At 64.9% G+C, this 16,173-nt stretch carries 17 protein-coding genes and 1 tRNA gene; 9 read left to right on the top strand and 9 right to left on the bottom strand.

Annotated features, from left to right (window positions below; translation table 11 throughout):
* The first annotated feature begins 13 nt into the window (after positions 1-13).
* Positions 14-925, top strand: a complete 912-nt coding sequence (locus V474_RS17135; RefSeq protein WP_059152656.1) for an SDR family NAD(P)-dependent oxidoreductase — start codon at positions 14-16, stop codon at positions 923-925.
* Positions 926-929: 4 nt separating this feature from the next.
* Here the strand turns inward: V474_RS17135 and V474_RS17130 are convergent, their stop codons facing one another.
* The 3 genes from V474_RS17130 to V474_RS17120 all read right to left on the bottom strand — a co-directional run bounded on the left by V474_RS17130 (position 930) and on the right by V474_RS17120 (position 3,998).
* Positions 930-2,039 (bottom strand): GGDEF domain-containing protein, encoded by a 1,110-nt coding sequence (locus V474_RS17130; RefSeq protein WP_059152655.1) that lies wholly within the window; start codon positions 2,037-2,039, stop codon positions 930-932.
* A 275-nt stretch (positions 2,040-2,314) separates the two neighbouring features.
* Positions 2,315-2,388 (bottom strand) — tRNA-Gly (locus V474_RS17125).
* A 128-nt stretch (positions 2,389-2,516) separates the two neighbouring features.
* Positions 2,517-3,998, bottom strand: coding sequence for a GGDEF domain-containing protein (locus tag V474_RS17120; RefSeq protein ID WP_059152654.1), 1,482 nt, complete (start codon positions 3,996-3,998; stop codon positions 2,517-2,519).
* Positions 3,999-4,198: 200 nt separating this feature from the next.
* Here V474_RS17120 and V474_RS26895 point away from each other — a divergent pair, with 200 nt between their 5' ends.
* The 6 genes from V474_RS26895 to V474_RS17095 all read left to right on the top strand — a co-directional run bounded on the left by V474_RS26895 (position 4,199) and on the right by V474_RS17095 (position 7,393).
* Entirely contained in the window at positions 4,199-4,441 is a 243-nt protein-coding gene (locus tag V474_RS26895) for a YjbQ family protein (protein WP_330219649.1), read from the top strand.
* Between the two features lie 13 nt (positions 4,442-4,454).
* Entirely contained in the window at positions 4,455-4,646 is a 192-nt protein-coding gene (locus tag V474_RS26890) for a hypothetical protein (protein WP_330219648.1), read from the top strand.
* Positions 4,639-5,487, top strand: a complete 849-nt coding sequence (locus V474_RS17110; RefSeq protein ID WP_059152653.1) for a cytochrome b/b6 domain-containing protein — start codon at positions 4,639-4,641, stop codon at positions 5,485-5,487. Before V474_RS26890 ends, V474_RS17110 begins: the two co-directional genes overlap by 8 nt.
* Positions 5,484-6,245 (top strand): molybdopterin-dependent oxidoreductase, encoded by a 762-nt coding sequence (locus V474_RS17105; protein ID WP_059152652.1) that lies wholly within the window; start codon positions 5,484-5,486, stop codon positions 6,243-6,245. The genes V474_RS17110 and V474_RS17105 overlap by 4 nt, the downstream gene beginning before the upstream one ends.
* Positions 6,246-6,353: 108 nt before the next feature.
* Positions 6,354-7,028, top strand: coding sequence for a CDP-alcohol phosphatidyltransferase family protein (locus V474_RS17100; protein ID WP_059152651.1), 675 nt, complete (start codon positions 6,354-6,356; stop codon positions 7,026-7,028).
* 146 nt (positions 7,029-7,174) lie between these two features.
* The gene (locus tag V474_RS17095) at positions 7,175-7,393 is read left to right on the top strand and encodes a hypothetical protein (RefSeq protein WP_059152650.1); all 219 of its coding nucleotides are present in this window, start codon (positions 7,175-7,177) and stop codon (positions 7,391-7,393) included.
* 185 nt (positions 7,394-7,578) lie between these two features.
* On the opposite strand, the gene V474_RS17090 is transcribed toward V474_RS17095, so the two are convergent.
* From V474_RS17090 to wecB, 3 genes are all read right to left on the bottom strand, one after another.
* The gene (locus tag V474_RS17090) at positions 7,579-8,103 is read right to left on the bottom strand and encodes a CHAP domain-containing protein (RefSeq protein ID WP_407938350.1); all 525 of its coding nucleotides are present in this window, start codon (positions 8,101-8,103) and stop codon (positions 7,579-7,581) included.
* A gap of 262 nt (positions 8,104-8,365) precedes the next feature.
* Positions 8,366-9,670, bottom strand: coding sequence for a UDP-N-acetyl-D-mannosamine dehydrogenase (gene wecC, locus V474_RS17085; RefSeq protein ID WP_059152648.1), 1,305 nt, complete (start codon positions 9,668-9,670; stop codon positions 8,366-8,368).
* Positions 9,660-10,787 carry a non-hydrolyzing UDP-N-acetylglucosamine 2-epimerase gene (wecB, locus tag V474_RS17080; protein ID WP_059152647.1) on the bottom strand — a complete coding sequence of 376 codons (1,128 nt, stop codon included), beginning with the start codon at positions 10,785-10,787 and terminating at the stop codon, positions 9,660-9,662. Before wecB ends, wecC begins: the two co-directional genes overlap by 11 nt.
* Positions 10,788-10,903: 116 nt before the next feature.
* On the opposite strand from wecB, the gene dcd reads away from it, so the two are divergent.
* Entirely contained in the window at positions 10,904-11,458 is a 555-nt protein-coding gene (dcd, locus tag V474_RS17075; protein ID WP_043973702.1) for a dCTP deaminase, read from the top strand.
* Between the two features lie 70 nt (positions 11,459-11,528).
* On the top strand, positions 11,529-12,107 hold the full coding sequence (locus V474_RS17070) for a DoxX family protein (RefSeq protein WP_059152646.1): 579 nt from the start codon (positions 11,529-11,531) through the stop codon (positions 12,105-12,107).
* A gap of 13 nt (positions 12,108-12,120) precedes the next feature.
* Here V474_RS17070 and V474_RS17065 read toward each other — a convergent pair whose 3' ends face one another.
* The 3 genes from V474_RS17065 to kdpC are packed head-to-tail and all read right to left on the bottom strand — an operon-like array spanning position 12,121 to position 16,069.
* Complete coding sequence (locus V474_RS17065; protein WP_059152645.1) at positions 12,121-12,810, bottom strand: response regulator; 690 nt, start codon at positions 12,808-12,810, stop codon at positions 12,121-12,123.
* Positions 12,807-15,476, bottom strand: a complete 2,670-nt coding sequence (locus tag V474_RS17060) for a sensor histidine kinase (RefSeq protein WP_407938347.1) — start codon at positions 15,474-15,476, stop codon at positions 12,807-12,809. The genes V474_RS17065 and V474_RS17060 overlap by 4 nt, the downstream gene beginning before the upstream one ends.
* A complete protein-coding gene (gene kdpC, locus V474_RS17055) occupies positions 15,473-16,069 on the bottom strand; it encodes a potassium-transporting ATPase subunit KdpC (RefSeq protein WP_059152644.1) in 597 nt (198 codons plus the stop codon). Before kdpC ends, V474_RS17060 begins: the two co-directional genes overlap by 4 nt.
* Positions 16,070-16,173 lie beyond the last annotated feature (104 nt).

Here is a 16,173-nt window from a genome sequence, read left to right as displayed (position 1 = left end):
GAGAGATATAACCATGCCAGAGCTTCGTTTCGATGGCCGCGTCGCCGTGATTACCGGGGGCGGCCGGGGTCTTGGCCGGGCTCATGCGCTGCTGCTGGCGAGCCGGGGCTGCAAGATCGTGGTCAACGATCCCGGCGTCTCGATGGCAGGCGATGCCACGGCGGAAGGGCCTGCCCAAACGCTTGCCGCCGAGATCCGCGCGGCTGGCGGCGAGGCTATCGCCAATACCGACAGCGTTGCCACGCCCGAGGGCGGCAAGGCCATCATCGACGCCGCGCTGGAGGCCTTCGGGCGGATCGACATCCTGATCCATTCCGCCGGCAACGTGCGGCGCGGCTCGCTGTGCGATCTGGGATACGAGGACTTTGCGGCCGTTCTCGATGTCCACCTGAAGGGCGCCTATCACGTCGTTCGCGAGGCTTTCCCGCACATGATGGCGCAGGGCTATGGCCGCATCGTCCTGACCAGTTCGATCAACGGGCTTTACGGCAAGTCCGACAACGTCACTTACGCAATGTGCAAGGCGGGCTTCATGGGCCTGTCGAACACCGCCGCGATCGAGGGGCAGCACAGCAACGTCCGCTCGAACCTGATCGTCCCGGCCGCCGTCACCCGCATGTCGGACGGGATCGACACCAGCAAGTTCCCGCCGATGATACCCGAACAGGTCGCCCCCATGGTCGCCTATCTGTGTCACGAGGATTGCCAGGCATCCGGCGAGATGTACGTGGCGATGGGGGGCCGCCTCGGCCGCGCCCGGATAACCGAGAATGCAGGCCTGTACCGTCCCGACTGGTCGGTGGAAGAGGTAGCGGATCAGATCGACGTCATCCGGGAGGGCGGCGATGCACTGGCCTTCCCACCTGTGCCCGATGGTCAACTGGATCACCTGCTCTATGGCTTCGGGATGATCCGCGAGGGCTGAGCCCTTACAGGATGGAGGTGAGGACCTGCGGCGCTCCGGGACGTTCGCGCTTGGCCTGATAGAGCTTCTCGTCGGCATTTCGCAGCAGGGTTTCCAGGTCCGTCCCGCTTTCGCTGGAAACGACGGTGCCTACGCAGGCGGAGATGCTGATGTCGTCCGCGCCGATCTGAAAGGGCTGGGCGATGGCCGCTATGATGCGCCGCGCCAGCAGTTCCGCTTCCTCATGCCGATTGAGCCCGAACTGGACGATCCCGAACTCGTCGCCGCCGAGCCGCGCGACGATGTCGCCGGCGCGCACCGCGCCGCGCAGCCGCTCAGCCACGGCGGCAAGCAGTTCGTCCCCGGCAGCGTGGCCATAGCGATCGTTGACCGGCTTGAAGCCGTCGAGGTCGAGATAATGCACCGCCACGACGCTTCCTGCGCCCAGTAGCGAGGCATTCTCGTCAAAATACTCTCGCAGGGCCAGACGGTTGGGCAGCGCGGTCAGTCCGTCGCGCCGGGCCAGGGACACCGAGGTGAGACGCTTGCCGATCTCGGTCATCACCAGCCGATGCTGGGCAAGAACCGACTGCGCTCCGCCGATGAGGAAGGCCAGCGCGATCACGCTCATGCCAGCGTGAACAGGCTCTAATCGCAGTGCCGACATGACGATGGCGGGGCCTATGGCCATGACTATGCTTGGGATGGCGATCATCGGCCGCAGACCGGTTCCCGTGGCTACTCCGGCGCAGTAGCCCATGAGTACGCAGACCGTGAGCATCTGCGCCGATTGGTCTGCGCCGGCGAAGACATAGCCTCCCAGTGCGCCGAGCAGCACGGAATAGAGATAATACGGGACCGAGTAGCTCAGTTCCAGCTTACGCGCGGCCGTGCGATCCAGGGCGGCGGTCATTGCCCGGGCGCGCAGGCTGACGGTGATGCCGACACGCAGGGCGCACGCCGCAAATGCGGCCAGTCCGATGGCCCACAAAAGCCAGTCGCCGCGGCTGCGACCGATCAGCGAAACGTAAAGGCCGGTGATGCCAAGCATGATCTTGGATGGCAGGACGTTCGCGTAAAGGCTGCGAATGAGCTCAACGTATACTTTATCGGAAAGGGCGTCGGATTGCGTCATTTCTCGGGCGTCGCCAGTCGGTAAACATGCACTGATACACGAAATATCGAGCTGTGCGAGAAGCTACCTATGTGCTGTACCTGGATGGTACGATACTGTGCCGCAGGCGCCGTTATAGTATCGCGCTGGCCGAGACAGAACAGGTTTTCGATGAGATTGCGGCGCCATGCAGAATGGGCAAAGCCCATTCTCAAACGGTCTCTTACCACACCGTTACCGCAGACGATCCAACTTTCAGGCTTGTGGGAAGATGCCTAAGTGGCCGGTTTAATTTATGGAGCGGGTGAAGGGAATCGAACCCTCGTCGTAAGCTTGGGAAGCTTCTGCTCTGCCATTGAGCTACACCCGCGTTTCAAGCACTTTGCTTGACGTTCGCGCGCCGGTTCCACGGATTTGGTCCGCTGAGGCGAGGGGCCTAGTGCCACGATGACGGGCGCGGCGTCAACGCCTCGTTTCTTACATTTCGTACACTTGCGATCAAGCAGCCTTACCGCCTTGCGGGGCGGCGGCGGATTGCACCGCGCGCAAGGACGGTGCGACGCGGTGGATTACCTGATTTCTGCCGTTTCTCTTCGCCTCGTAGAGGGCTGCATCGGCAGCTTCGACAAAGTCTTCGATGCCGGTGTCCAGCGAATGGGCGCAGGCCATGCCGATACTGACGGTCACGATGCCCGCACCGCGCCCCAGCGGCATCAGCAGGGATTCCACTGCCGCACGCATCCTTTCGGCGATCTTTGTGGCATCGCGCGGGTCTATATCAATGAGAATAGCCGCGAATTCTTCTCCGCCGTAGCGCGCGACAAGGTCGAAATCGCTGCGTGCACATTCGGTCAGGGCAGCCGCGACACTGCGCAGTCGCTCGTCGCCTACGGCGTGCCCGAAATGATCGTTAAGCTGCTTGAAGTTGTCGATGTCGATCATCAGCAGGGCGAGTTGGTCCGAAGACTGCTCACGGCGGTTCCATTCCCGGCGCAGCACTTCATCGAAGCGCCGCCGGTTGGGAATGCAGGTGAGGGCATCGACGTGAGACAGAAGGGTGAGTTGGTCCTGCTCCTCGAAATTGCGAAGTTGGACCAGGACCGTGCGCAGACCATAGCCGATGGAGGCGATGACGCAGCCGGTGATCGCCATCTTCGGGTCATAGCCGACCAGCAGCACGGATACCGTGAGCAGCGTTACCGGGATCAGCATCGGACTGCCCGCTTGTACCACCCGGGCAAAGCCACGTGAACTGGCGGTTGCCGAGGCGCGCGGGAAGCCCCCTTCCAGGGCAAGCCACATCAGCAGCAGGAAAGGCAGGTCGATGATTGCGTCGACCGGGTGACCGTAGTCGCTTTCGCCCTGATAGTGGTTCATGTAGCCCGCACAGATCAGGTACGCGATGGCATAGGCCGTCACCGCCCGGAAGAACCCGAGCCGGCGGCCGGGCCGCGCGAAGTAGCGCATGACCGCGAAGACCGCGATGAAGGCATTCTCGATGTCGAACATCATGCGCAATTCGCGTACTTGCGGTGCAGCGCCGGTGGGGGTGCTCAGATGGCATATATAGGCGTAGAAAAGGCCGCCCAGCGCGGCAGCCATGGCGGCGTCGACAAGGCGCGACGGCCACTTTTCCTCCTCAGGGCTGACGAGAGTGAAGATCAGGGGCACGCCGTAAAGCACGTAGAGCAACATGCTCAGCCGGTCTTCGCTTATGATGTCGAGGAACAGGGTGTTGACCATCGTAGCCGCCATTCCGCCGGCCCAGCACAGCATCGCCGCTCCGACCGAAAGCCAGCCTTCCAGCTCTTCCTTCCATCCCCGGTATAGCGCTGCCGCACCCGCGGCGACAGGGGCGCCGATCAGCCACGCGAAGGAGACCTCCATCGCCGCATCCCGCGCCAGAGCCACCGTTCCGGCATGGGCAGCCAGGAACAGGATCGGAAGTACGGCAATGATCACCCTAGTTGTGTGCCGCATGGTACTTTCCTGGCGCGGGCCACTATCCCATCTTTATTTCGCACATTCATGTTGATCGAAGGTTAATTGAGAATCCTGGTTGCTGCATCGATATTGAGCAGAAATTGTTCACTTTCCTTTGAGTCGGGCGTGATCTTTATGCATCCGCCTGCAATCTTGCGGCCACTGGTAGTCTGGAGATGGGGGGCGATGCGACTTCAATGTCTTTGCCGATGGGCCGGGGCGTTCCTTCTCCATCCTTCGATACGCCGGGGGGCGGCTTCACTGATGTCAAGCAGGCGATAGCCGGCTGGCTGGAAGGGACGGGCGTAGCCGAGGGTCTGCTTACGCTGCTGATCCAGGAGAACGTCGCGCGCGAGCAGCGCGCCGACCTTGCCGCCTGCTTCGACCGGCTGGCCCCGCGGAACGCCCCATTATACCCACGACGACGAAGGGCCGGATGAATTCCTCGCTCACATGAAGGCGGTGCTGACCGGGATGAACCTGGAGGTTCCGTTATTGGCGGGCGTATGTTGCTGGGTCTATGGCAGGGGAATTACCTTGCCGAACATCGGCTGGTGGCGCACCGTCGACTGGTTGCGGTTCACGTTGTCGGGGAATGATGCGGGGCAGAAAATCGCTTATGGAGAGCAGTCCAGCCATGATTGACCCTGCCGTTTCTCCTGCGCCGCAAGGAGGCGAACTGGTACGGCGGCATCGCTGGCCCACGCGGCTGTGGCACTGGACGAACGCCGTGACCCTGCTCGTGATGTTGATGAGCGGGTTGATGATCTTCAACGCTCATCCGCGCCTCTACTGGGGCGAATACGGTGCGAACTACGACAATGCGTGGCTCAAGGTAGGCTCTGCGCGCAGCGGCGGGGGCGAACAGGGTTATATCGAAATCGCCGGGCACCGCTGGAACACGACCGGGACGCTCGGTCTGTGGACCGACGGCGACGGACAGGTCCAGCGCCGGGCCTTCCCGTACTGGGCGACGATCCCGTCGCGTTATAGTCTGGCGATCGGGCGCATCTGGCACCTGGCCTTCGCTTGGGTGCTGGCGGTCGGGCTGCTACTCTATCTCGCATGGGCTCTCATTGCCGGGCACATCCGCCGGGACATTCACATTACCCGCGCCGAGTGGCGACCGTCGCATCTCTGGCACGACATCCGCGAACATGCCCGCCTGCGCTTTCCTACCGGGGCGAGCGCACTGCGTTACTCGCTGCTCCAGAAGCTCGCTTATGCCGGGGTACTGTTCGGGCTGCTGCCGATGATGATTCTTACTGGCCTGGCCATGTCGCCCGGCACCGATGCCTGGGCGCCGCTTGTCACCGAGGTGTTCGGCGGGCGGCAGTCGGCCCGGTCGGTGCATTTCCTCTGCGCCTGGGGGCTGGTCGGGTTCTTCGTGCTTCACATCGTCATGGTCGTGCTGGCGGGGCCGCTGAACGAGGTGCGCTCGATGGTGACCGGCTGGTATCGCCTGCCTCGGGAGCGCAGGCCATGACCCTCATCGTCTCTCGCCGGGGCCTGATCCGCGCCGGAGCCGCAGGAGCAGGGAGCCTGCTGCTGCCCGGCTGCGACCGCCTGTTCGACAATTCCACCTTCCGCGAGACGCTGGAAAGCGGCGAGAACCTCCACCGCGTGACCCAGCGCGTCCTGGGACGAAATGCACTGGCGCGCGAGTACCGCGAGGCCGACATGTCCCCCGCCTTCCGCGCCAATGGCAGCCGCGAGGTCACCGATCCGGCCTACCGCCAGCATCTGGCGCAGGGGTTTGCCAACTGGTCGCTGATGCTGGGCGGTCTGGTCGAGCACCCGCTTACGCTGTCGCTGCAGACCTTGCGCGATTTGCCGCAGCGCCGCCAGATCACCCGCCACGACTGCGTCGAAGGCTGGAGCGCGATCGGCCAGTGGCAAGGCCCGCGCCTTGGCCTGCTGCTGGACATGGCGCGGTTGCGGCCGCAGGCGCGCTACCTGGTGTTCCACTGCGCCGACCTTTACCACGGCCGGCCCTATTACGAATCGATCGACATGGTGGACGCCTTCCACCCCCAGACGATCCTGGCCTGGGCGATGAACGGCAAGCCACTGAAAGAGGCCCATGGCGCGCCGCTGCGGCTGAGGGTGGAGCGGCAGCTGGGCTACAAACACGCAAAGTTCGTCGCCCGGATCGAGGCGGTGGCGTCGCTTGAGGGTATTCACGGCGGCAAGGGCGGCTACTGGGAAGATAACGGGGCTTACGCCTGGTATGCAGGAATCTGAACGTACCGCGGCGGTTAGCTGGTCTGGGACATGAGCTGAAGCGACGAAACGGGGGAGGCGGGAGCCGGTTTGCCTTGCCAAGTAAACGACTTGTCACAATAAGGCACCATGCAGGACAATCGCATCGCACCCCCCGCCCGAATCCAGCAGAACATCCTGGCTCTCGGTGAACGGCGCCTGCTCAACTGGCTTTGTGCACACATGCCCGCCTGGGTGAAGCCGGATCTGCTGACCGGGCTGGGCATGATCGGCGCGGTGCTGATCTTCGCAGGATACGCCACCAGCCTGCTGAACGAGGACTGGCTGTGGCTGTGCATGCCCGGCTACCTGCTGCACTGGTTCGGCGATTCCATGGACGGCAGCCTTGCCCGTTTCCGCCATATCGAGCGGCCGCGTTACGGCTATTTCCTCGATCACAGCTGCGATGGGTTAGCCACTTTCCTGATTCTGCTGGGCATCGGCGTCAGCCCTTACGTGCGGCTCGAAGTCTCGCTGATCGCCTTGGTAGGTTACCTGCTGATGTGCATACACGCCTTCCTCGCGGTGCGCGTGCTGGGCGAGATGCGGCTGTCCTACCTCTCCGCCGGGCCGACCGAGTTGCGCCTGGTCCTGATTTCGCTGACGTTCGCCATGCTGATCTTCGGCGACAAGCAGCGCGACATGGATGCGATCACCAGCTTCGACTGGTTCGTGGGCAGCGTCGGTGTGATCCTGATCGGGCTGTTCGTGGTTCAGACCATCAAGTCGGCACGTAGGCTGGCTCGGATCGAACCGCCTAAGTAAAGGCGCCTAAAGAAGCTGGGGTGAGTCTTTCTCTTGGCGTTCACCGCAACTTAAGGCGCGCTCGTGTCTTGCAGGTGGCTGGCGGGTGCGACGCCGTGGCCATTGGCCGCCTTGACCGGGACATGCCCGGGAAGGATCGAAGACACGTGAAGACAACCAGCGTTACCCTTCTAGCCGCTCTGGCATTTGGCGTTTTTGCGCCCACGCTCGCCGCTGCGCAGCCGGCCGGGCATGCCGCGCATACTGCAGAAACGCGCGCGGTTCAGAACAAGGCTGCCGTCAAGACAACCCGCGCGAAGGCGCAGAAGAAGGTCACCTGCCGCTATCAGATGCAGAAGGGCCGGAAGGTCAGGGTCTGCAGGTAAGGAACTTGGCTGCTCCTCCCTGCCGGAGTGGGGAGGTTCAGACGCGAGTTTCCTTGCGCCGTTTAGCCACGGATGGCTTGGTTTTGAGCGGCGTCAGGGGATGTTCGGCCATGGCGCCCTTGCTCGCGGTCAAGCATCGTGCCTGCCGTGGGCAGCGTCCTGGTCAGGGGTCGCAGGCGCTTGGATCAGCCCTTGGCGGCGATATCGGCGAAGGCGGTTTCGAAGCGTTCGCGGTGCGGTGCGGCAATCGCCGGCTCGGCGTCCTGCGTGCCCGGTGCGTAGATGAAACCGAAAGCGGGGCTGGCGCGCAGGCCCAGCGACTGGGTGGGCGAGTACCATACGCGCACGTTGCTCCAGTCGCCCTTTGCCGAAACGTCTTCGGCCAAGGCCGAGGTTTCTATCATACCGGGGCGTGACCAGTTGGCGTGGTTGAGGACGACGTGACGGTCATCGACGATCTTCTTGACGACAGCGACATGGCCGACGCGCATCGCGCCGCTCGCCTTGAACACCAGCACCGAACCGGCGCGCGGGGTTTGGCCGCGATCGTAGTTGCCTTCGGCCTGCGCCCACCAGGTAGCGGCGTTGCCATGAAGGTCGATGGCGGAGTGAGCGCGGGCATAAGGCACGCACTGGAGAGGCTGGGCCATCGCCGGAGTCGCCACAATAGCTGCGAACGACAGTGCAAGTGCGGCGATCTGGGGAACCATTCTCATGGATTAGTGTTATAACGCGCAAGTCTTGCTGCGATAGCGAAGGGGCCTGTCAGCCGCCGCGTCTCTGCAACGGTTCATCGCTCAATTCGTCGGTTCGTCCACAGCGATGAAATGATTGGGCGAATCGAATGTAAACGATCCGCAGCGGATTGTTCTACGCTGCCGTTTCCGATGCAAGAATGCCGCCGCCCCGACCAATTTCAGGTCCGGCGGGAGGACGGCGCCGGCATGATGGCCAGCGCCGTCAGATGCAAATTCAGCCTGCGGCCACGGCCAGCTTTGCCGCATCTTCACGCACTACGCGGGGTTGGTCGGGCCAGATGCCACGGGTGTCGTAGACCAGCTTGTCGGCGCGCTCGGCCAGCGGGACGACGCGGAACACGTCATGGTCCACCAGCACTATCAGGATGTCGCAGGTCTCCAGCGCCTCGTCGACGTCGATGTGGGTGACGCCGGAATCGGTGAATTCCAGCGGCAGTTCGTCAGCGTAAGGCTCCACCACCGACATGCGGTTGCCGAACTTGCGGGCAAGGCGGCTGGCGACGAAACGGGCAGGGCTTTCGCGGAAATCGTCGATATTGGCTTTGAAGGCGAGGCCCAGGCACGCGATGCGGGCATCGGGATGCGCTTCCACCAGAGCTTCGGCCTTGGCGATGACGTGGTGCATCTTGCCGTCGTTGACGCCGCGCGCGGTGCGGATCAGCGGGGTTTCCTCAGGCGCGCTATGGACGATGAACCAGGGGTCCACCGCGATGCAGTGACCGCCCACGCCCGGACCGGGCGAGAGGATGTTGACGCGCGGGTGGCGGTTGGCGAGGCGGATCACCTCCCACACGTCCAGCCCCATGCGATCGGCGACGATGGAAAGCTCATTCGCAAAGGCGATGTTGACGTCGCGGTATGCGTTCTCGACCAGCTTGGTCATTTCGGCCGCGCGGGCATCGGTGGTGACGCATTCGCCGCGCACGAAGCGCTTGTAGAACGCCAGCGCCTTGCGGGCGCAGCGCGGGGTGATGCCACCGATGGAGCGGTCGTTGTTGGTCAGCTCTTCCAGGATGCGGCCGGGCAGGACGCGTTCGGGGCAATAGGCGATCGAGATGTCGGGCGTTTCGCGCGTCAGGCCGGGGATCTTCAGATCCGGGCGCATCTCGGCGATCATGTCGCGCATCTTCTCGGTGGTGCCCACCGGCGAGGTCGATTCCAGGATCACCACGTCGCCTGCTTTCAGCACCGGCGCGATGGTGCGCCCGGCGGCCAGGACGTAGGAGATGTCGGGCGCATGGTCCTTATCGAAAGGCGTGGGCACGGCGATGACGAAGATGTCGGCCGGGGCAACCTCGATCGAGGCCGAGAGCAGCCCGCGCGCGACGACGCCCTGCACGAGGCCGTCCAGATCGACCTCCTCGATGTGGATTTCGCCGCGATTGATGGTGTCGACCACCTTCTGCGAAACGTCGAGGCCAAGCACCTTGCACCCCGCGCGGGCGATCACAGCCGCGGTGGGAAGTCCGATGTAGCCAAGGCCGACGACACAGACGCTGGGCTTATTGTCAGATTTCATTCGCAAGCAACTCCACGATTCGGCTGGAAGTATGCCCATCCCCGAACGGGTTGTGAGCGCGCGCCATGGCCTCGTAGGCCGCCTTATCGTCCAACAGGGTTGAAATTTCGGTAACGATGCGGCGCGCGTCGGTGCCGACCAGTTTTGCGGTGCCCGCTTCCACGCCTTCGGGGCGCTCGGTGGTTTCGCGCATGACGATGACCGGCTTGCCCAGCGCCGGGGCTTCTTCCTGCACGCCGCCGCTGTCGGTCAGCATGATCTCGGCGATGGCGAGCAGACGGGCGAAGTGCGGGTAGTCCAGCGGCTCGATCAGGGCGACGTTGTCGAGGCCTGCAAGGCCTTCGTTCATCACCTTGCGTACATTGGGGTTGAGGTGGACCGGGAAGATCACGGCGGTATCGGGGCGCTGGGCGATTTCGCGGATGGCCTGGGCGATCTGCTCCATGCCCTCGCCGAAATTCTCGCGGCGGTGGCTGGTGACGCCGATGATGCGTTTGCCTGCAAACCTGGCTTCGAGCGGTGCTAGGCCGCAGGCGAGGGCAGGGTTGGCCTCGATCTGCGCGGTCACCCACTTCAGCGCGTCGATCACGGTGTTGCCGGTGACGTGGACGCGGTCAGCTGCGATGTTTTCCCTCAGGAGCGCGGCCTCGCTGGTGGTGGTCGGCGCGAAGTGAAGGGAGGCCATGGCGCCGATGATCTTGCGGTTCACCTCTTCGGGCCAGGGGTGGTAGATGTTGTAGCTGCGCAGGCCCGCTTCGACATGGTCGACCGGAACCTTGCGATAGTACGCCGCCAGCGCGCCGGACATGGCGGTGGCGGTATCGCCCTGCACGATGACGCGGTCGGGCTTGACGATGTCCATGACTTTGCCCAGCCCGGTGAGCAGGTTGGCGGTAAGCGCGTCGAGCGTCTGGTCGGGCTGCATCACGTCGAGGTCGTGATCGGGCACGATCCCGGCGATCTCAAGCACCTGATCCAGCATCTGGCGGTGCTGCGCCGAGACGCAGACCACGCATTCGAAGCGAGGATCGGCCTTAAGGGCATGGACCACGGGGAAAAGCTTGATCGCCTCGGGCCGGGTGCCGAATACGACTAGGATGCGTGCGGGACTGGTCATGAAGGGTGCGATAGCAGGCGAATGTTAAGCATGGAATAAGAGGCGCGGGTCACTATTCCCGCACGGCGTGGCGGGGCCGGGTGGACAATCCCCTCGTCTTGGGCAAAGCAGCGGGCATGGCAATTCAAAGCGACAAGTGGATCCGTACCCAGGCCCAGGCACACGGCATGATCGAGCCGTTTGTGGAAGCGCAGCGCCGTGACGGGTGCATTTCCTACGGCCTGTCCTCCTATGGCTACGATGCGCGGGTGGCGGACGAGTTCAAGATCTTCACCAATGTCGATTCGGCGGTGGTCGATCCCAAGAACTTCGACAGCAATTCCTTCGTGGATCGCAAGACGGACTGCTGCGTGATCCCGCCCAACTCGTTCGCGCTGGCGCGTACGGTGGAATACTTTCGGGTGCCCAAGGACGTTCTGGTGATTTGCCTGGGCAAAAGCACATATGCGCGCTGCGGAATCATCGTGAACGTCACCCCGCTGGAGCCGGGCTGGGAAGGCCACGTAACGCTGGAATTCTCCAATACCACGCCGCTGCCTGCCAAGATCTACGCCAATGAAGGCGCCTGCCAATTCCTTTTCCTGCAGGGCAACGAGCCGTGCGAAGTCAGCTATGCGGACCGTGCGGGCAAGTACATGGGCCAGCGCGGGGTAACGCTGCCAAGGCTGTAATCGACAAGCGGGAACAAACCGCCCGCGCGCCCGCTTCTCCCGGCAGGATATAACTGCCGGGAGATGTGCCTTGTCAAAGATTGCCGCCATAATCGGGCGCTTCCTGATTGCCCTGATCTTCATATTCTCCGGTGCGGGAAAGCTGATGGACATCGGCGGCACCGAGACGATGATCGTCGCCGCCGGTCTGCCATCGGGCCTCGCCATTCCCACCGGCCTGTTCGAACTCGTTGCGGGCCTGTGCCTTGCGGCCGGGTTCATGGTGCGGCTGGTGGCGATCCTGCTGGCCGGTTTCACCGCGATGACCATTCTGTTCTTCCACGCGCAGTTCGGCGATCCGATGCAGCGGGTGATGATGCTCAAGAACTTCGCGATCATCGGCGGCCTCGCGCTGGCTTTCGCGCATAGCCAAATGTGGAGCCACTATTACCTCATCGCCAGCCAGCGCCGCGGCGAACTTGCGGCCCGCGATTCCGACGAGCGGGTGCGCGATGCCGAACTGCGTGCTGCCAAGGCCGAAGCTCGCGCCGATGCTCTGGAGAACGGCGGTACTGTGGTTGCCGCGACGCCAACCGCTTACGAACCGCGCACTGTGGTCACCGAAAACGGGGTGCCGGTGAAGCGCCGCAGCCGCTTCTTCGACTGGTAACAAGACAGGCGCGCTACTCCGCGACGGTCAACCGGTAACCAACGCCCGGTTCGTTGCGGAGCAGCACCGGCTCCGACGGGTTGTCCTCCAGCTTGCGCCGCACCCCCCGCGCCGCGACGCGTAGGTATTCCACATCGTCGTCGTGGCCAGGTCCCCATACCGCGCGCAGTAGCTGGGCGTGCGTGATGACCCGCCCCGGATTGCGCGCCAGTTCCGCAAGGAATCCGTATTCCTTGGGCGTGAGGTGAACCTCTGCTCCGCCCTTGCGCACGGCGCGGGCCATGAGGTCTATCTCCACCGCGCCCACGCGCACCTGCCGGCCAGCCGGTCCTTCGGGCAGGCGGCGGCGCAGGGCGGTGCGGATGCGGGCAAGGACTTCCTCGCTGTCGAAGGGTTTCGACACGTAATCGTCCGCACCAAGGTCCAGCGCTGCGATCTTCTGGGCGGTTTCATCGCGCGCGGATACGACGAGGACAGCGGTGCGCCCGGCCATCAGAGGTATCAGTTCCAGCCCGTCACGGTCGGGCAGGCCGAGGTCGAGCAGGACCACTTCGGGCTTGTCGATATCGAGCGCGGTCATCGCCTCGCGCGCTGTGCCGGCTTCCACCACGCGGTATCCTGCGCGCGTCAGGCCGGCGTGGAACAGGCGTCGGATCGCCGGTTCATCGTCTACCACAAGGACTGTCACAGGGTTTGCGCTCATTCCTCGGGCCATTCCTTGAGGTGTTCCTGGTCGAAATGCAGGGTGAAGCGCGCACCGGGCGCGTCGTCACGGTTCGCGGCGGAGACGGTTAGCCCCATAGCCTGCGCGAAACCCTTGACGATGGCGAGGCCCAGCCCAGAGCCGCCCTTGCGATCCGAACCTTCTATGCGGGCGAACGTGCCGAAGATGCGTTCCTCCTCGCCCTCGGGGATGCCGGGGCCGGCGTCGAGGACGTCGAGGTCGATACCGCTGGCGGTACGGTGGGCGCGCAGGGTGATTTCGCGGCCGGGATCGCCATGCTTGGCGGCATTATCCACCAGGTTGAGCAGGCAGTGCTGGAACAGCTGCGGGTCCACCAGAACCATCGGCGTGTCGAACGGGATCGCCGCTTCCACCGAATAGCCGGACAGCACCGCACGCATGTCCTGCAAAACGGCGGCGACGGCTTCGGCAAGGTCCACCGGCTCGGTGGTGCCGTGCAGGGCGCCCGCCTCGATGCGGACCATGTCGAGCAGGTTGCCGACGAAGCGGTGCAGCCGCTCGCCCGCGCCGCGCGCCTGTGCCAGCAGGCCCGCCTGTGCCGGTTCGGATGCGCGCAGTTCCGCGAGCGAACCCAGCATCGTGGTGAGCGGCGTGCGCAGGTCGTGGCTGACCGAAGATAGCAGCGTCTGGCGCAGCCGGTCCCGCTCGCGCACCTGTACCAGTTCCGCCATCTGGGCTTCGAGCGCGATACGCTCCAGCGCCAGTCCGCCCTGGTCGAGTAGGCTAAGCAGCAGCGGCAGCTGGTCGGGGCGCACCGGCGCGCGGGCATCGCTGCGTGAAAGGCCAAAGACGCCGAGGCAGGTCTGGCCCGCCGCGATCGGGTGGAACAGCCATTCCGATGCGGTGAGTGTGTCCGAGCCGCGCCCGGCGGGCTGGTCGTTCTCGAAGGCCCAGCGTGCGGCGGCCATGTCCAGCATTTCGAGGTGAGCGGGGCCGGGCCAGCTCGCCTGGAGGGTCAGGCCCTGATCGCCCGGCATCAGCAGCACGGCATTGCCGTCAAGGATGCGGCCGATCTCGGCGCACAGGACCTGCGCCAGTTCCTCCGGCCGGCTGATCGCGGTGAGTAGGCGTGCGAAGCCGGCCTGGGCATTGCTGCGCGCGGCGCTGGCCTGCGCTTGCAGGGCATGTTCGCGCACCCGCGCGGCGAGCTGGCTGGCAAAGATCGCCACGCCCAGCAGTACCAGCACGGTGACGATATTGCGCGGGTCCTCGATCGTCAGCGTATGCGTGGGCGGGATGAAGAAGAAATTGTAGGCGAGCGAGGAGACGAGGCCGGTGACGATCCCCGTCCGCAGGCCGTAGCGCGTCGCCGCCAGCATCACCGGGACGAGGTAGATGATGCCAAGGTCGGTGATCGTCCCGCTCGATCCAATCAGCGCGCCTGCCAGCGTTACCGCCAGTGTCAGCCCCAGCGAGACGAGGTAGCCGCCCATCGTGCCCCAGCTGCCCAGATGCAGGTCGTGGGCGCGGCGGCGCGGCGGGGGTGTGTCCATCGGCAGGACGTAGAGGGCCATGCCGTGCCCGCGCCCGCGCACCAGCGCGTCGACGATCGAGCCGTGGCGCATCTCGAACCAGCGCGAGCGGCTGGACTTGCCCACCACCAGCTGCGTCGCGCGGGCCTCGGCAGCGAACTGGCTCAGCCCGGCGAGGACGCTTTCGGCGGGTACGCTGGCGACCTGCCCACCCAGCTGCGCGGCGAGGTGGAGGGTTTCGGCGAGCTGGGCGTTGTCTGCGGCGCCGAGGCGGGCGGTGCGCGGGGTTTCGATGTGCACGGCGGTCCAGGGTACGCGCTGCGCATCGGCAAGGCGCTTGGCAGTACGCACCAGCTCCATGCCTGCGCGCTGCTCGCTGACGGCGACGACGACGCGGTCGCTTGCCGCCCATGTCCCGGCCATGGCGTGAGCGCGCACATGCTCCAGCATCTGCGCGTCGACCGCCTGCGCGGCGCGGCGCAGGGCAAGTTCGCGTAAAGCGGACAGGTTGGATTTGGAGAAGAAGTTGCCCAGCGCGCGGCCTGCTTCCTCAGGGACGTAGACTTTGCCCTGGCGCAGGCGCTCGATCAGTTCGTCGGGCGGGATGTCGACCACTTCGAGGTCGGCGGCGTCCAGCATGCGGTCGGGCAGGGTTTCGCGCACGCGCACATGGGTGAACGAGGCGACGACGTCGTTCAGGCTTTCGAGGTGCTGGACGTTGAGGGTGGACCAGACGTCGATCCCGGCATCGAGCAGTTCTTCCACGTCCTGCCAGCGCTTGTCGTGGCGGCTGCCGGGCGCATTGGTGTGGGCCAGCTCGTCCACCAGCACCAGGGCGGGGCGGCGGGCGAGCACCGCGTCGATGTCCATCTCCTCCAGCGCGTGGCCTTCGTAGGTGATGCGCTGGAGGGGCACGATTTCCAGCCCGCGCAGGCGAGCGGCGGTTTCGGCGCGGCCGTGGGTTTCGACCACGCCGACCACAACGTCGGTCCCGGCGGCGCGGCGCGCGGCGCCTTCGCCCAGCATCTCGTAAGTCTTGCCCACGCCCGGAGCCGCCCCGAGGAAGACCTTGAGGCGGCCGCGCCCCTCGCGCGCTGCGGCGCGGAGCAGGGCGTCGGGGTCGGGCCGGAGGGGGTTGTCAGGCAGATTCACCGGGCTGCTTGTGCGCCGGTCTTCGCCATGCTGTCGAGGGCCAGATTGAGTTCGAGGACGTTGACGCGGTCTTCGCCGATGAAGCCGAGCAGGGGGTGTTCCTCGTGCAGCGTTACCAGCGCCTTGACCCGCGCCGGGTCGAGGCCGCGCGCCCTGGCGACGCGCTCCACCTGCCAAAGGGCCGCCTCGGGGCTGACGTGGGGGTCAAGTCCCGAGGCGGAAGTCGTCACCAGGTCGGACGGAACGTTGGTCCCCGGTGATTTCCGCAATTTGGCGACATCCCCCGCGACCCGGTCCGCCAGCGCCTTGCTGGCCGGGCCGAGGTTGGAGCCGGACGAGGCCATGGCATCGTACCCGGCCCCGGCGGCGGAAGGGCGTCCGTGGAAGTAGCCTGGCGCGGCGAAAGCCTGCCCGATCAGGTGCGAGCCGACGACGCGGCCGTCTCGCTCGATCAGGCTGCCATTGGCCTGGCTGGGGAACAGGGCCTGCGCGATGCCGGTGAGGGCGAGAGGGTAGGCAAGACCCAGCAGCAGGGCGAAAAGCGCGGTAAGCACCAGCGCAGGGCGCAGGGCGGTGGTGAGGTGGTGGGTCATCGTGTGTCTCCTTGGGACAGCGAGCGGGGCAGCGTGAAGGGAAGGGGTGCGCGTCCCCGAAAGGAAAGCGTCACCCTGAACCCGTTTCAGGGTCCATTTTTCCT

It is taken from the genome of Novosphingobium barchaimii LL02, from assembly GCF_001046635.1.
In the GTDB taxonomy this organism is placed as follows: Bacteria; Pseudomonadota; Alphaproteobacteria; order Sphingomonadales; family Sphingomonadaceae; genus Novosphingobium; species Novosphingobium barchaimii.
Note: the sequence above shows the minus strand (reverse complement) of the source record. Positions and strands in the feature narration are given on the sequence as shown.

Excerpts from the sequence above, each read along its gene's own strand:
- V474_RS26890 (WP_330219648.1), top strand. The coding sequence starts at position 4,455 with ATGAAGGCGGTGCTGACCGGGATGAACCTGGAGGTTCCGTTATTGGCG.
- kdpC (WP_059152644.1), bottom strand. The coding sequence starts at position 16,069 with ATGACCCACCACCTCACCACCGCCCTGCGCCCTGCGCTGGTGCTTACC.
- dcd (WP_043973702.1), top strand. The coding sequence starts at position 10,904 with ATGGCAATTCAAAGCGACAAGTGGATCCGTACCCAGGCCCAGGCACAC.
- V474_RS17135 (WP_059152656.1), top strand. The coding sequence starts at position 14 with ATGCCAGAGCTTCGTTTCGATGGCCGCGTCGCCGTGATTACCGGGGGC.
- V474_RS17110 (WP_059152653.1), top strand. The coding sequence starts at position 4,639 with ATGATTGACCCTGCCGTTTCTCCTGCGCCGCAAGGAGGCGAACTGGTA.
- V474_RS17105 (WP_059152652.1), top strand. The coding sequence starts at position 5,484 with ATGACCCTCATCGTCTCTCGCCGGGGCCTGATCCGCGCCGGAGCCGCA.
- V474_RS17065 (WP_059152645.1), bottom strand. The coding sequence starts at position 12,810 with ATGAGCGCAAACCCTGTGACAGTCCTTGTGGTAGACGATGAACCGGCG.
- V474_RS17120 (WP_059152654.1), bottom strand. The coding sequence starts at position 3,998 with ATGCGGCACACAACTAGGGTGATCATTGCCGTACTTCCGATCCTGTTC.
- V474_RS26895 (WP_330219649.1), top strand. The coding sequence starts at position 4,199 with ATGTCTTTGCCGATGGGCCGGGGCGTTCCTTCTCCATCCTTCGATACG.
- wecB (WP_059152647.1), bottom strand. The coding sequence starts at position 10,787 with ATGACCAGTCCCGCACGCATCCTAGTCGTATTCGGCACCCGGCCCGAG.
- V474_RS17130 (WP_059152655.1), bottom strand. The coding sequence starts at position 2,039 with ATGACGCAATCCGACGCCCTTTCCGATAAAGTATACGTTGAGCTCATT.
- wecC (WP_059152648.1), bottom strand. The coding sequence starts at position 9,670 with ATGAAATCTGACAATAAGCCCAGCGTCTGTGTCGTCGGCCTTGGCTAC.
- V474_RS17100 (WP_059152651.1), top strand. The coding sequence starts at position 6,354 with ATGCAGGACAATCGCATCGCACCCCCCGCCCGAATCCAGCAGAACATC.
- V474_RS17090 (WP_407938350.1), bottom strand. The coding sequence starts at position 8,103 with ATGGTTCCCCAGATCGCCGCACTTGCACTGTCGTTCGCAGCTATTGTG.